Below are 14,230 nucleotides of genomic sequence, written 5' to 3'. Positions count from 1 at the left end.
ACGGAGGTCAGACGGTGCCCACGGACGAGATTGCCGACCCGCCGGCCGAGGTCAGCGCGGCCCACGCCGAGCTGGCCGAGGAGTTGCTCGGTCATCAGTACCGCTACTACGTGCTGGACTCGCCGACCGTCTCCGACGCCGAGTTCGACGCCAAGCTCAAAGAGCTCGAGGCGATGGAGGAGAAATACCCCTCGCTGCGTACGCCCGAGTCGCCGACGCAGCGGGTCGGCGGCTCGTTCTCCACGCAGTTCACGCCGGTCGAGCACGCCGAGCGGATGATGTCGCTGGACAACGTCTTCAGCCTCGATGAGCTGCAGGCCTGGTCCGACCGCACGGTGCGGGACGCGGGCGGGCCGGTGCCGTTCATCTGTGAGCTCAAGGTGGACGGGCTGGCGATCAACCTGACCTACGAGAAGGGGCGGCTGGTCCGCGGGGCCACCCGGGGCGACGGGCGTACCGGCGAGGATGTCACCGCCAACGTCCGCACCATCCGCGAGATCCCCGAGCGGCTGGCCGGCGACGACCCGCCCGAGCTGCTCGAGGTGCGCGGCGAGATCTACTTCCCGGTGTCCGCCTTCGCCGACCTCAACGCGCTCCTGGTCGAGCAGGGCAAGGACCCGTTCGCCAACCCGCGTAACGCGGCGGCGGGCAGTCTCCGGCAGAAGGACCCGCGGATCACCGCGTCCCGGGGGTTGCGCATGGTGGTGCACGGCATCGGCGCGCGTCAGGGTTTCACGCCTGATTCGCAGTCGCACGCGTACGAAGCCCTGAAATCGTGGGGGCTGCCGACCAGCAGCCGGTGGAAACTGGTCGACGGCATGCCCGGCGTGCGGGATTACATCGACTACTACGCCGAGCACCGGCACGACGTCGAGCACGAGATCGACGGCGTGGTGATCAAGGTGGACCCGGTGTCCATCCAGGGGCGGCTCGGCTCGACCAGCCGCGCGCCGCGCTGGGCGATCGCCTTCAAGTACCCGCCCGAGGAGGTCAACACCAAGCTGCTCGACATCCAGGTGAATGTCGGGCGGACCGGGCGGGTCACCCCGTTCGCTGTGCTCGAGCCGGTGAAGGTGGCCGGTTCCACTGTGGGCCTGGCCACCCTGCACAACGCGCGTGAGGTGGAACGCAAGGGCGTCTGGATCGGTGACACGGTCGTGCTGCGCAAGGCCGGCGACGTCATCCCCGAAGTGCTGGGCCCGGTCATCGAGCTGCGGCCGGACGACGCCCACCAGTTCGTGATGCCGACCGAGTGCCCGTCCTGCGGCACGACGCTCGCTCCGGCCAAGGAGAGCGACGTCGACATCCGCTGCCCCAACACCCGGTCCTGCCCGGCGCAGCTGCGCGAGCGGGTGTTCCACCTGGCCGGCCGGGGTGCTTTCGACATCGAGGTGCTGGGCTACAAGGCCGCCCAGGCGCTGCTCGACGAGCAGATCATCGCCGACGAGGGCGACCTGTTCGGGATCACCGCCGACGATCTGCGGCGTTCACCGTTCTTCGTCAACAAGGACGGCAGCCTGGGCACCAACGCGACCAAGCTGCTGGAGAACCTCGAGGAGGTCAAGGGCCGCCCGCTGTGGCGGGTGCTGGTGGCGCTGTCCATCCGGCACGTCGGCCCGACCGCGGCGCAGGCGCTGGCCCGCGAGTTCGGGGCGATGGAGGGCATCGAGGAGGCGGTCGCCTCGGACGAGGGCGCCGAGCGGCTGGCCGACGTCGACGGGGTGGGCCCGACGATCGCGGTCAGCCTGCGCGAGTGGTTCACCGTCGACTGGCACCGCGAGATCGTGCGCAAGTGGCGGGACGCCGGGGTGCGGATGCGGGACCAGCGGACCGACGAGGGCCCGAAGCCGCTGGCCGGCCTGACCGTGGTCGTGACCGGCACCCTGGCCAGCTATTCGCGCGACGCCGCGACCGAGGCGGTCACCTCGCGGGGCGGCAAGGTGAGCGGCTCGGTGTCCAAGAAGACGTCGTTCGTGGTGGTTGGTGAAAATCCGGGCAGCAAGTACGACAAGGCGTTGTCGCTGAAGGTGCCGGTGCTCGACGACGCGGGCTTCGCAGTGCTGCTGGCCGACGGCCCGGACGCCGCCCGTGAGGTCGCGGAGATCGCCACGGACGAGTGATTCTTTCGCCGTAGCGCGTTCGGCGGCCCTTCTCGGCCTGATATCTGGCGAGTCTGTTTCGCGTAGATATGTTCACTCACGCCTATGGTGAGGAACATCGGTCGATCGATGCCATCGTGGAGGTCGCATGGGGACCGCTCTGTTGCGCCGCGCGGTGCCCGTCAGGCTCAAGGCGGGAGTGCCCGAACGGTGGCGGCCGCGCCCCTCCGGCCGGCTGACCGTGTTCGTCCTCGCGGCCGGCGCCGAACTCGCGCTGTGGGCCGGTCCGGGGCTCGACCGGCTGCCGGCGGCGTACTGGGTGATGGCCGTGCTCGCCGTCGCCGTCGACGTGCGGCCCTACCTGGTCGCCGACCGGCGGGCCAGCTCGGTCATCCTGCCGTCCATCTGCTTCACCTTCGCCATCGCGCTGGCCTGGGGCATCGTCCCGGCCCTGGCGGCCGAGACCGCCGCGGTGACGGTCGCCGCCGGACAGACGCGGCGGCCGGTGCGCCGCACGCTGCACCTGATGCTGCAGCACGGCGCCGCTCTGGCCGCGGTGACCCTGGTCGTCTCGCTGACCGGCCTGCGAGCCGGTGATCCGGGCTGGGACGACGCGCTGGTCACGGTCGGGGCGGCGGCGGCCTGGATGGGGGCCCGGTACGGGCTCGCCGCGCTGGTCGCGCACTGGCGATCGGAGCCCCGGAGACAGCGGGTGCGGCCGGTCGAGCTCTTCGCCACGGCGGCGCTGCTGCTGCTCGGGCCGGTGGTGCTGGCGGCGGCGGACGGCGGGCCGGCGCTCGTACCCCTGGCGCTGCTCGCTCTGATCGCCGTGCATCGGCTGGTGCGGTCGAGCGGGGAGTCGGAGCGGGCCGGACGGACCGATGCGCTCACCGGGCTGCCCAACCGGCGGGCCCTGCAGAGTTCCGTCGTCCAGCGCGGGGTGGGTGCCCTGCTGCTGCTCGACATCGACCGGTTCCGTACGGTCAACGACGCGCTCGGGCACGCCTCGGGGGACCGGCTGCTGGTCGAGGTGGCCCGCCGGCTCGCCGACGTGGTGCCGGCGCACGATCTGGTCGTGCGGCTCGGCGGGGACGAATTCGCGGTGCTGGCCACGCGGGTGGACGGCGCGGCGGCGGCCCGCCGGATCGCCGGGCATCTGACCGAGGCGCTGGGGCGGCCGTTCGCCCTGAACGGTACGACCGTCGACGTCAGCGCGTCGATCGGGATCGCGGTCCGGCAGGAACGTGGGTCCGACGGGGCGGCCCTGCTCAGGCAGGCCGAGGCGGCCATGTACGACGCCAAGCAGCGCGGGGCCGGGGTAGCGGTCTACGGGCCTGACGCCGCGCACCACTCGCCCGAGCGGCTGACGTTGCAGTCCGATCTGCGCCGGGCGCTGTCCTCGTCGTCCGCGGACGACGGCGTCACCATCTATTACCAGCCGCAGATCGCCATCGCGACCGGGGAGGTGGTGGGGGTGGAGGCGCTGCTGCGGTGGCGGCACCCGGTGCGGGGGATGGTCGGGCCGGACGAGCTGCTGCGGGTGGTCGAGCCGACACCGGTCATGCGGCTGCTGACCGATCGGGTCCTGCGGACCGTTGTCGCGCAGGTGGCCGAGTGGCGGCGGGCCGGGCGCGACGTGCGGGCCTCGGTCAACGTCAGCGTGCGCGATCTGCGGGCCGGCGACATCGCCGACCGGATCGCGGACATGCTCGCCGCGCACGGGGTCCCGGCGTCGCTGCTCCAACTGGAGATCACCGAGAGCGCGTTGATGGCTGATCCGCACCGGGTGATGGACACGATCTCGCGCCTCGACCGGATGGGGATCGCGATCAGCCTGGACGACTTCGGGACCGGGTATTCGTCGTTGCAGCATCTGCGGCGGCTGCCGCTGGCCGAGGTGAAGATCGACCGGTCGTTCGTGCTGGGGATGGCCGGGGATCGCAACGACGCGGCCATCGTACGGTCGGTGATCGGGCTGGCGGGGGCGCTGGGGCTGCGGGTGGTGGCCGAAGGGGTCGAGGACGAGCGGACCTGGCGGGTGCTGGGGGCGCTCGGGTGCGACGCCAGCCAGGGGTGGTTCCACGCCCGGCCCATGCCCGCCGGGGAGCTGGCGGGGTGGTGGGGACGGTACCGGCCGGTGCATCCGGTCGGGTAGGTGTGGAACGTCTCCACGAGAGTCGATAGGTTCGCGGTTGTGGACGGCGATGATGTTCGGGCTTCGGTCTGGCGGCTCAGTTCGGCTCTGGTGGCGTTGGGCGTCGAGGGTGCCCGCACCGAGGAAGAGCACTTGGCGGCCGTGGACGAGCTGGGTGGACCGGACGCCTATCGGGCGTGGCTGGCCTCGGCCCTGCTGGGGGCGGCTCAGGCCGAGGCCATGGTCGCCGATCGGCTGCCGTTGAGCCGGGACTCCCGCTATGCGGTGTGGCAGCGGCAACTGGACGCGGCCGGGGTCTCGTCCGATCCCGCCCGGCGGGCCGCCCTCATCCAGTGGCAGGTGCGGCGGGCTTCGGCCCAGCTGCCGGCCATCGCGCAGGAGCACCGGAGCGATCCGATCCCGTTGGCCGCCGCGCAGGCCGCCGAGGCGTTGCAGACGCTGCTGGCGGTCGGCGCGGCCACCCGGGGCGCGGTGGAGGACGGCGATGTGCGGCGGCTGGCCGTGCAGGCCTCGCGGTTGCGGGAAGCTCGCAAGGCCCTGCAGGCGGCCCTGGACAACACCGATGTGTTGCTGGAGCTGCTGGGGTCGGTTGATCTTTGAGGGTGACCCCTCACGCACGTGGAGCGAAGCGACCTCGGCGGGAGCAGCGGTCTGTACCACCCACCCAGGTGCGACCCCCATCTTTTGATCTTGCCCCGGCCGGTGGACCCCACGCGCCGCGAAATAGACTCCTCGGGACGGACCAACGGCGATGGAGGACGGACGATGGCTGCCATCTCGCGTGACGAGGTCGCGCATCTCGCGCGCCTGTCGCGGCTCGCGGTGACCGAGGAGGAGCTGGACCGGTTCGCCGGGCAGCTCGACGTCATCCTGCAGTCGGTCGCGCGGGTGGGTGAGGTCGCCGCCGACGACATTCCGCCCACGTCACACAGCGTGCCGTTGACGAACGTTTACCGCGACGATGTCGTGCAGCCCAGCCTCACCCAGGCCGAGGTGCTGTCCGGCGCGCCGGATCAGGCCGAGGGCCGCTTCCGCGTGCCCCGGATCCTGGACGAGGAGGTCTGACCCCGTGACCGATGTGACCCGGCTCAGCGCGACCGAGATCGCGGGGCTGATCAAGAGCGGGGACGTCTCCGCCGTCGAGGTGACCACCGCGCACCTCGACCGGATCGAGGCGGTCGACCCGCAGGTGCACGCGTTCCTGCACGTCGACCGCGAAGGCGCGCTGGCCGCCGCGGCCGAGGTGGACGCCGGGGACAAGTCCGCGCCGCTGGCCGGAGTGCCCGTCGCCGTCAAAGACGTGCTGGCCACGCGCGGGGTGCCAACGACGGCGGCGTCGAAGATCCTCGAGGGGTGGCGGCCGCCCTACGACGCCACCATCGTCGAGCGGCTGCGCGCGGCCGGCAGCGTGATGCTCGGCAAGACGAACATGGACGAGTTCGCGATGGGCTCCTCCACCGAATACTCCGCCTACGGGCCGACCAACAACCCGTGGGACCTGGGGCGCATCCCCGGCGGCTCGGGTGGCGGCAGCGCCGCGTCCATCGCGGCGTACGAGGCACCGCTGGCCATCGGCACCGACACCGGCGGCTCGATCCGGCAGCCGGGCGCAGTCACCGGCACCGTCGGCGCCAAGCCCACCTACGGCGGCACGTCACGGTACGGGCTGATCGCCTTCTCGTCCTCGCTCGACACCCCCGGGCCGTGCGCCCGCACCGTCGCCGACGCGGCGCTGCTGCACTCGGTGATCGCCGGCCACGACCCGCGCGACTCGACCTCAGTCCCCCAGCCGGTGCCCGACGTCGTCGCGGCCGCGCGCCTCGGCTCCGACGGCGACCTGACCGGCGTCAAACTGGGCGTGGTCAAGGAGTTCGCCGGCGAAGGCGCCGAACCGGGCGTGCTCGCCTCGTTCCGCGAGTCACTCGACGCCCTGGTCAAACTGGGTGCCGAGGTCGTCGAGGTGTCCTGCCCGCACTTCGAGTACGCGCTGCCCGCCTACTACCTGATCGCCCCCAGCGAGTGCTCGTCCAACCTGGCCCGTTTCGACGGCGTCCGGTACGGCCTGCGCGTCGGCGACGACGGCAACCGCTCGCTCGAGGAGGTCATGTCGCTGACCCGCGAGGCCGGCTTCGGTCCCGAGGTCAAGCGGCGCATCATCCTCGGCACGTACGCCCTGTCCAGCGGCTACTACGACGCCTACTACGGCCAGGCGCAGAAGGTCCGCACGCTGATCACCCGCGACTTCGAGTCCGCCTTCGAACGCGTCGACGTCCTCGTCTCGCCCACCACCCCTTTCGTGGCGTTCCCGTTCGGCTCGCGCACGTCCGACCCCTACCAGATGTACCTCGCCGACCTCTACACCATCCCGACCAACCTCTACGGCGGCCCGGCGATCTCCGTCCCGTGCGGCCTCTCCGAGGGCCTGCCGGTCGGTTTCCAGGTGATGGCTCCCACCATGGCCGACGACCGCATGTACCGCGTGGCGGCCGCCCTCGAGTCGGCGGTCGGCACGTTGACGCCGCCGGCTCTTTAAAACCATTCGGGGGTACGCGCGACGCAGAAGCCGGCGTGGCTCACACGCCGGCTTTCGCGGTGGTCACCCCCGTTGCCCCACCGCCGGGTTGTCCCGGTCGGTTGCGCCATGATGGTCCCCTTCGCTGTGGTGAGCGGGCCGGGCTCTCGCCGGATTTCGTGCGGTGGCCGCGTTCCCCGCCAGAGGTTGTGCGGCGGGCCGTGCTCCTGCCGGAGTTCGTGTGGGCGGGCGGTGTTCCGGCCGGAGTCCGTGCTCGCCTCATTTCCCGCCGGAGTTCGTGTGGGTGGGCGTTGTTCCTGCCGGATCTTGTGTGGTGGCCCGTCGACGACGCGGACAGCAACGTCGGCACCGCGATGCTCCGGAACGTCGGCGATCGGGTCGCCCCGGCCGCCGCCGAGCGTCCGTGCTTTCCGCGCCCGAGTTCCCGCCGGAACACCCACGCCGCTTAGCCCCCGGCCGCGACCCGCGCGTGCGCATCCTCGCGACCCGAACCTCCCGCCGGACGTGCGCACCAGACCCGCCGAGAATGCCGCCCTGCGAACCAACCCTTTCCGCCTCCGAAGTGGAGCGTCTCCGCCCATGGTGATCTACGTCCGGCACTGGCAGCGCGACCAACTCGGCGGGGTGTTCCCGTTCCACCTGCTCCACCGCGACGACGAGGGCATCCTGCTGTGGGCGCCGGCTTCCACCCGAGGCTGGCTGTTCAACATGCCAGACGGCCGCCGCCTGCCCGAAACCCCGCTGGCATCGTGGTCGTCGACCCCGCGCGTTCCCGTCCCCCACCCCTCCGGCCACGCCACACTGTCCTGGCATCCCACCGCCCGCGACTATTCGCTCCGCTGGTTCTTCCACCCCGACGGCACTTTCGCCCGCTGGTACGGCAACCTCGAAGCTCCCGCCGCCCTCTCACCCAACTTCCCGCCCGCCGGCCTTGCGCCCCCGCCGGCCGGCGGTCTCCCGCCCCCTCCGGCTGCCCGCCTCGCGCCTCTGCCGGTTGACGGCTCCTCGTCACCGGCCGGCGGTTTCTCGCCTTCTCCAGTTGCCCGCCCCACGCCTCGTCTGGCTGACGGCTCCTTGCCCGCCGATTCCTCCCGCGTTCCGGCTGCCGACTCCTCGCCGTCTCCGGGCGCCGTCCCTTCGCTGTCTCCCGGTGCCGACCTTTCTCCTTCCCCGGGAGACGGCGTCCCTTGGCCTTCTCCGGGCGCCGCCGACCAGTCGGGCGCCTCGCCTATGTATGCGGCCTTCCTGGACACCGTCGACTGGGACCTCGACGTAGTCATCCACCCCGACCGCACGTGGGCGTGGAAGGACGAGGACGTCTTCACCAAGCGCCTGACCCAACCGGAGTCGTACTGGGTCCACGACGAACCCCGAGTCCGCAAGGCCGGCCTCTCCATAATCGCGCTGGCGGAATCCGGCAACTTCCCGTTCGACGGCACATGGTGCGACTTCCGCCCCGACCCATCCTGGCCGCCCCTGCCCTCCGAGCTCCCGCCCCACTTCAACGCCCCGCCCCACTGGTAGCCCATCCCGCCCCGCCCCATGGCGCTCGACCGACCACCGCTCGCAGAAGTGGTAGACCCTGGCGGCGTCCGGGCCCCGGTCGCCGCGCCGTGTTACCACCGCTCGTCGAAGTGATGGGCCCTGGCCAGGTGTCCACGCCCCCAGCCCCGCCCTGCGCTAACACTGCTCGTGGAAGTGGTAGCGGCGGGCGGCGTCCACGCCCCGGACGGCGCGCTGAGCTACCACACTTCGAGGCGGTGGTGGGCGCGCGGCGTCCGTGCCCTGACTACCACTGTTGGGGTGAGTGGTAGCCCGGGCGGCTTGCGCGGGGCGGATGGCGCGCTGGACTACCACTGGTTTGGGAGTGGTTGGTGTGGGCGGTGGGGGGCGATCAGGCTACGAAGATGCAGAACGGGTGGCCGGCCAGGTCGGCGAATACGTAGAGCGGCTCGGTCTTGTCGTCGGAGCGGTCGAACAGGATCGTGGCGCCCAGGGATTCGGCTCGCGCACGCTGGCGTTGCAGTTCCTCGATGGTCGGCACGGTGTAGTCGACGTGCAGCTGCATCGGGATTTCGTGCTTCGGCCACGTTGTCCGCTTGAGCTCGTCGACCTGCTGGAACGCCAGCTTGTGGTTGCCCGCGTCGTCGGTCAGGACCAACCAGTCGGGGTTGTCGTCGGCGTCCGCGTCGGTGGGTGGCTCGTCGCCGGGTCGATAGTGGAAGCCGAGGAGGTGGCGGTAGAAGTCAGCCAGCTCGCGCGCGTTCGGGGTGTCGAGGACGGTGTGCAGCATCTGGGGATAGTCGACCACGATCGAATCAGTTGCCCATGTACGCGGTGCGGGAAACGCGCGTCTGGACCAGCCGCGCGACCGGGTGAATCGGCTGGCGCGGTGTGGTGGTGCGGCGCGGTGTGCAAGGGGGTGTGGCAGCACCCGGTGCGCGGTGCGGTGCGGTCACGCGGTGGTGCGGTGCGCGGTGCGGTGCGGTCACGCGGTGGTGCGGCGCGGTGGTGGGGCCGCAGGAGCTATGCGGGCGGTGCGGTGGGCGGGGTGCGGTGCGGTCACGCGGTGGTGCGGCGCGGTGGTGGCGCCGCAGGAGCTATGCGGTCGGTGTGGTGCGGCGCGCGGTGATACAGCGCGGTGGTGGGCAGCAGTGGGGCGGTGGTGGGACGGCGTGGGCTGACGCGGAGTGGGGCGATGCGGGGCGGTGCTGCGCGCGGTTGAGGTGATGCGGTGCGGGGTGGATGGGCGGTGGGGGCCGGGCGGAGGCACGGTGGGACACGGTGAGTGTGGGACACGGTCAGTGCGGGGCAGGGCGTGCGGGGGTGACCCCACCGGGACGACCCGGCGGTGGGGCGGAGGGAGTGGGCCGACGCGAAAGCCGGCGTGAGTGCCACGCCGGCTTTCGGGTGGGCGTACCAGGGGAAGGGTTTTAGGAAAGACGCGACAGGATCAGTTCGCGGACGGTCTTGGCGTCGGCCTGGCCTCGGGTGGTCTTCATGACCGCGCCGACGAGGGCACCGGCTGCGGCGATTTTGCCGTCGCGGATTTTGGCGGCGATGTCGGGGTTGGCGGCGATGGCCTCGTCGACGGCGGCCTGCAGGGCACCCGTGTCGGAGACGACGCCGAGGCCGCGGGCGGACATGACCGCGGCGGGATCGCCCTCGCCGGACACGACGCCCTCGAGGACCGTGCGGGCCAGCTTGTCGTTGAGCTTGCCCTCCTCGACCAGCGCCTGCAGCTGCGCCACCTGGGCGGGGGTCGCGCCGACGGCGGCGAGCTCGATGCCCGACTCGTTGGCGCGGCGGGCCAGCTCGCCCATCCACCACTTGCGTGCGCCGGCCGGCGAGGCACCGGCGGCGATCGTCTCCTCGATCAGCTCGACGGCGCCCGCGTTGGCCACCGACTGCATGTCGAGTTCGCTGATGCCCCACTGCTCGCGCAGCCGGGACCGCTTGATGCTCGGCTTCTCGGGCAGCGACGCGCGCAGCTCCTCGACCCAGGCCGGGTCGGGCGCGATCGGCACCAGGTCGGGTTCGGGGAAGTAGCGGTAGTCGGTCGCCGTTTCCTTGGACCGGCCGGACCGGGTGTCGCCGGTGTCCTCCTGGAAGTGGCGGGTCTCCTGGAGGATGCGGCCGCCCGCGTCGAGGATGCCGGCCTGCCGGATGATCTCGGAGCGGACCGCGCGCTCGACCGAGCGCAGCGAGTTGACGTTCTTGGTCTCGGTGCGGGTGCCCCACTCGTCGCCGGGCTTGTTCAGTGAGGTGTTGACGTCGCAGCGCAGCGAGCCCTGCTCCATGCGGACGTCGGAGACGCCGAGCGAGCGGATGATGTCGCGCAGCTCGGTGACGTAGGCCCGGGCCACCTCGGGCGCCCGCGCGCCGATGCCGGGCACCGGCTTGGTGACGATCTCGACCAGCGGGATGCCGGCCCGGTTGTAGTCGACCAGCGACTCGGTCGCGCCGTGGATCCGGCCGGTGGCCCCGCCGACGTGCAGCGTCTTGCCGGTGTCTTCCTCGAGGTGGACGCGCTCAATGCCGATTCGCACGGTCTCGCCGTCGATCTCGACGTCGACGTAGCCGTCGGTGCACAGCGGCTCGTCGTATTGCGACGTCTGGAAGTTTTTCGGCATGTCGGGGTAGAAGTAGTTCTTCCGGGCCATGCGGCACCAGGTCGCGATGTCGCAGTTGAGTGCCAGGCCGATGCGGATCGTCGCCTCGATGCCGGCCCGGTTGGCCACCGGCAGCGAGCCGGGCAGCGCCAGGCAGACCGGGCACACCTGGGTGTTCGGCTCGGCGCCGAACTCCGTCGGGCAGCCGCAGAACATCTTCGTCCTGGTCCCCAGCTCGACATGCGTCTCGAGGCCGATCACGGGCTCGTATCGGCTGGTCGCCTCGTCGTAGGACGGCAGGGTGGTGACGGTCATGGGGCAAGCCTAATCGGCCGGCGGATCGGGCCGCCCCCACGGGTCAAGATCAGTTCGTTACGGTCTCGTGCATGCCGCGTCCCCTCGCCGTAATTCCCTGTCTGTTGCTCGTCGCGGGCTGCACCTCCACGCCCTCGCCGGCCGCGTCCGCACCCGCGTCGTCGGTCGCCCCGTCCGCGTCCGCCGCCCCCACGATCGACTACGCGGCCTGGTCCGGCGGCACGTCGACGCCGGTGGCCGACAAGCTCTACCCGGCGCGCGGCAACCCGGGGATCGACGTGCTGCACTACGACCTCGCCCTGGAGTGGTCGCCCAAGACCAAGACCTTGACGGGTACGGCCACCCTCCGCATCCGCCCCACCCGCGACGCCGCCGGCATCTCGCTCGACTTCACCGGCCTGACCGTCGACCAGGTGACCGTGGACAACACCCCGGCGACCGGCACCGTGACCAAGGAGAAGCTGACGGTGCCGGTCGCGGTGACCGCCGACCAGCCGGTCACGCTGATCGTCGGCTACCACGGGACGCCGAAGTCCGTGCCGATGCCGTCCCGCCGCGGCGACGCCGAAGAGGGATTGGGCATGCACGTGACCAAGGACGGCTCGCTGTGGACCATGCAGGAGCCGTGGGGCGCGCTCACCTGGTACCCGGTCAACGAGCACCCGTCCGACGAGGCGCTCTACGACATCGCGGTGACGGTGCCCGCGGGCTGGTCGGCGGTGGCGAGCGGCACGCCCGTACCCGGAAAGGGCTTTCACTACCGCAGCACCGATCCGGTGGCGAGCTACCTGGTGACGATGGCGGCGAGCAGATATCGGAAGACGACCGCCACCGGCCCGCACGGCCTGCCGCTCACCTACTGGACCCGGACCGGCGTCGACGACAAGAAGCTCGCCGAGCTCAAGAAGTCACCGGCGGCGATCTCGTGGCTGGAGAAGAAGTTCGGCCGGTACCCGTTCCCGACCGTCGGCGCGGTGACCGTCGACTCGACGTCGGCCATGGAGACGCAACAGATGGTCACCCTCGGCGACAAGATCACCGGTCTCGGCGGCGTGCTCGTCCACGAGTACGCCCACCAGTGGTTCGGCGACGCGGTGACCCCGCGGACCTGGACCGATCTGTGGCTGAACGAGGGCTGGGCGACCTACGCCGAATACCTCTGGGAGCAGGAGCAGGAGGGCTTCAGCGACGCCGACCTGGAACGTTTCCTCCGCGACGGCGACGCCAAGCTGCGCAAGAAGGCCGGCCCGCCCGGCAAGCCGAACCCCGCCTACTTCGCCGAGAGCAACGTCTACATCTGTCCCGCCGCCATGCTCAAGGAACTGAACGACAAACTGGGCGACAAGGCGTTCCTGGCCCTGGCCCGCGACTGGGTGCAGACCCAGAAGAACAGCCACCAGGACCGCGCCTCGTTCATCGCCTTCGTCAACAAGAAGACGGGCAAGGACTTCACCAAGCTGATCAACACCTGGCTCGACTCGAAAACCACTCCGGCATAACTGTTAGCCTCGACTTTCACGTAAAGCTCCGGCGATGGGGGCCGGCACAGCACGGCCCCCGGCGAAGTCTCGCCCCTCCGGTCGATGGAGGGGCATTTCCGTGCGTTATCGCGATTTGTCGCGTGTTCCGTTCTTCGTCGCGGCCGGAGTGGGTCGCGTCGGGATCGCCGCCAGTGCGCTGGCCGTGGTCCTGCTGGTTCAGCACCGAACCGGGTCTTTTGCCGCGGCCGGCCTGGTCGCCGGCTGTTTCGCCGCGGCCGAGGCGGTGGCCGGGCCACAGATGGCACGGCTGATCGACCGGTACGGGCAGACCCGCGTCCTGCCACCACTGCTGCTCGGTCACGCGGCCGCGGCCGGACTGCTGCTCGCCGCCGGTCCACGATGGATGCCGCCGGTCGCCGGTGTGCTTCTCGGTGCCACGATTCCGCAGCTGGGGGCGTTGTCGGCCACACGCTGGGCGGCGCTGCTGGATTCGGAGGCGCTGCCGGCCGCCTTCGCGCTGGAGTCGCTGGCCAACTCGGCGGCGTTCCTCGTCGGCCCGGTGCTGGTCAGTGCGATCGCCGCCACGGGACATCCGGTGCTGTGCCCCGCGGTGGCGGCCGGGCTGATCGTCGTCGGCGGCCTGTGGCTGGCCGCCCTGCGTGGCACCGCGCCACCGCCGGCCGGCCGCGTCCGCCGGGCCGGCACGGGTGGGACGCTGCTCCGCCCCGCCTTCCTGACCTTGGCCGGCCTCAACGCGGCCTTGGGCGTTTTCTTCGGGGCGGTGCCGGTCGCGGTCACCGCGTTCACGATCGAGAGACATCGGGGGTACGCCGTGACGGCGCTGTTCGCGATGTCGAGCGGGGCGAGCCTGCTGGGCGGATGGCTCTATGGCCGGCGCCCTCGTCGTCTCGGCTTCGCCACCGTGGGAGCGCTCATGGCCCTGGGCGGCGTTCTGCTGGCCCTCGCTTCCGCGCCGTTCGGTGGGCCGTCGCGGGCCGCCGCTCTGTCGTTGGCTGGGGATGGGCTGGCATTCGCCGGGGACGGGTTGCCCCTGGCTGGGGATGGGCTGGCATTCGCCGGGGACGGGTTGCGCTTGGCTGGGGATGGGCTGGCGTCGGCCGGGGACGGGTTGCTGCTGACTGGGGACGGGTGGCCCGGTGGGGTGCTGCTGGTCGGGGCCGGGCTGGTGCTGACCGGCCTGGTCGTTCCGGTGATTCTGGTGCTGAGCAACGTGCGGACCACCCTGATCGTCGAGCGGGCGGTGCTGACCCAGGCCTACACGTGGCTCAACACGGCGAGCGTGGCGGGCTCGGCGGCGGCGTCGTCGGCGACGGGCTGGGCGGTCGACCACGGCGGAGCCGCCGACGGTCTGCTGGTCGCCGCCGCGGCCACCGCCGCCGTGGCACTGCTCGCGGCGGCAGCAAGGCGCCGCTGAGCGGTGACCGGGGCTGAGCGGTGACCGGGGCTGAGCGGTGACCGGGGCTGAGCGGTGACCGGGGCTGAGCGGTGACCGGGGCTGAGCGGTGACCGGGGCG

At 71.5% G+C, this 14,230-nt stretch carries 10 protein-coding genes; 8 read left to right on the top strand and 2 right to left on the bottom strand.

Features of this window, described 5'->3' with window-relative positions; all coding sequences use genetic code 11:
• The first annotated feature begins 14 nt into the window (after positions 1-14).
• The 6 genes from ligA (at position 15) to ACGFIO_RS00700 (ending at position 8,311) form a co-directional block, all read left to right on the top strand.
• A complete protein-coding gene (gene ligA, locus ACGFIO_RS00725; RefSeq protein WP_392820237.1) occupies positions 15-2,120 on the top strand; it encodes an NAD-dependent DNA ligase LigA in 2,106 nt (701 codons plus the stop codon).
• Positions 2,121-2,247: 127 nt separating this feature from the next.
• Positions 2,248-4,254, top strand: a complete 2,007-nt coding sequence (locus tag ACGFIO_RS00720; RefSeq protein ID WP_392820236.1) for a putative bifunctional diguanylate cyclase/phosphodiesterase — start codon at positions 2,248-2,250, stop codon at positions 4,252-4,254.
• 39 nt (positions 4,255-4,293) lie between these two features.
• Positions 4,294-4,854, top strand: a complete 561-nt coding sequence (locus ACGFIO_RS00715) for a DUF6245 family protein (protein WP_392820234.1) — start codon at positions 4,294-4,296, stop codon at positions 4,852-4,854.
• Between the two features lie 165 nt (positions 4,855-5,019).
• Entirely contained in the window at positions 5,020-5,319 is a 300-nt protein-coding gene (gene gatC, locus ACGFIO_RS00710; protein ID WP_364315059.1) for an Asp-tRNA(Asn)/Glu-tRNA(Gln) amidotransferase subunit GatC, read from the top strand.
• Between the two features lie 4 nt (positions 5,320-5,323).
• Entirely contained in the window at positions 5,324-6,787 is a 1,464-nt protein-coding gene (gene gatA, locus ACGFIO_RS00705) for an Asp-tRNA(Asn)/Glu-tRNA(Gln) amidotransferase subunit GatA (RefSeq protein ID WP_392820232.1), read from the top strand.
• Between the two features lie 579 nt (positions 6,788-7,366).
• Positions 7,367-8,311, top strand: a complete 945-nt coding sequence (locus ACGFIO_RS00700) for a hypothetical protein (RefSeq protein ID WP_392820229.1) — start codon at positions 7,367-7,369, stop codon at positions 8,309-8,311.
• A 370-nt stretch (positions 8,312-8,681) separates the two neighbouring features.
• Here ACGFIO_RS00700 and ACGFIO_RS00695 read toward each other — a convergent pair whose 3' ends face one another.
• Together ACGFIO_RS00695 and gatB are read right to left on the bottom strand one after the other, a co-directional pair.
• The gene (locus tag ACGFIO_RS00695) at positions 8,682-9,098 is read right to left on the bottom strand and encodes a VOC family protein (RefSeq protein WP_392820227.1); all 417 of its coding nucleotides are present in this window, start codon (positions 9,096-9,098) and stop codon (positions 8,682-8,684) included.
• A gap of 622 nt (positions 9,099-9,720) precedes the next feature.
• Positions 9,721-11,214, bottom strand: coding sequence for an Asp-tRNA(Asn)/Glu-tRNA(Gln) amidotransferase subunit GatB (gatB, locus tag ACGFIO_RS00690; protein ID WP_392820225.1), 1,494 nt, complete (start codon positions 11,212-11,214; stop codon positions 9,721-9,723).
• A gap of 71 nt (positions 11,215-11,285) precedes the next feature.
• Between gatB and ACGFIO_RS00685 the strand changes: the two genes are divergently transcribed.
• Both ACGFIO_RS00685 and ACGFIO_RS00680 read left to right on the top strand, forming a co-directional pair.
• Positions 11,286-12,713: a M1 family metallopeptidase gene (locus ACGFIO_RS00685; protein WP_392820223.1), complete on the top strand. Its 1,428-nt coding sequence runs from the start codon at positions 11,286-11,288 to the stop codon at positions 12,711-12,713.
• 100 nt (positions 12,714-12,813) lie between these two features.
• Positions 12,814-14,130 (top strand): MFS transporter, encoded by a 1,317-nt coding sequence (locus ACGFIO_RS00680; RefSeq protein WP_392820220.1) that lies wholly within the window; start codon positions 12,814-12,816, stop codon positions 14,128-14,130.
• Positions 14,131-14,230 lie beyond the last annotated feature (100 nt).

The sequence above is a fragment of the Actinoplanes sp. NPDC049265 genome, assembly GCF_043197135.1.
Classification (GTDB): domain Bacteria; phylum Actinomycetota; class Actinomycetes; order Mycobacteriales; family Micromonosporaceae; genus Actinoplanes.
This window is presented reverse-complemented; position numbering and strand designations above follow the sequence as displayed.

What these genes read in the sequence shown, in the direction of transcription:
- ACGFIO_RS00720 (WP_392820236.1), top strand. Translation starts at nt 2,248, where the DNA reads ATGGGGACCGCTCTGTTGCGCCGCGCGGTGCCCGTCAGGCTCAAGGCG.
- gatC (WP_364315059.1), top strand. Translation starts at nt 5,020, where the DNA reads ATGGCTGCCATCTCGCGTGACGAGGTCGCGCATCTCGCGCGCCTGTCG.
- ACGFIO_RS00700 (WP_392820229.1), top strand. Translation starts at nt 7,367, where the DNA reads ATGGTGATCTACGTCCGGCACTGGCAGCGCGACCAACTCGGCGGGGTG.
- gatB (WP_392820225.1), bottom strand. Translation starts at nt 11,214, where the DNA reads ATGACCGTCACCACCCTGCCGTCCTACGACGAGGCGACCAGCCGATAC.
- ACGFIO_RS00685 (WP_392820223.1), top strand. Translation starts at nt 11,286, where the DNA reads ATGCCGCGTCCCCTCGCCGTAATTCCCTGTCTGTTGCTCGTCGCGGGC.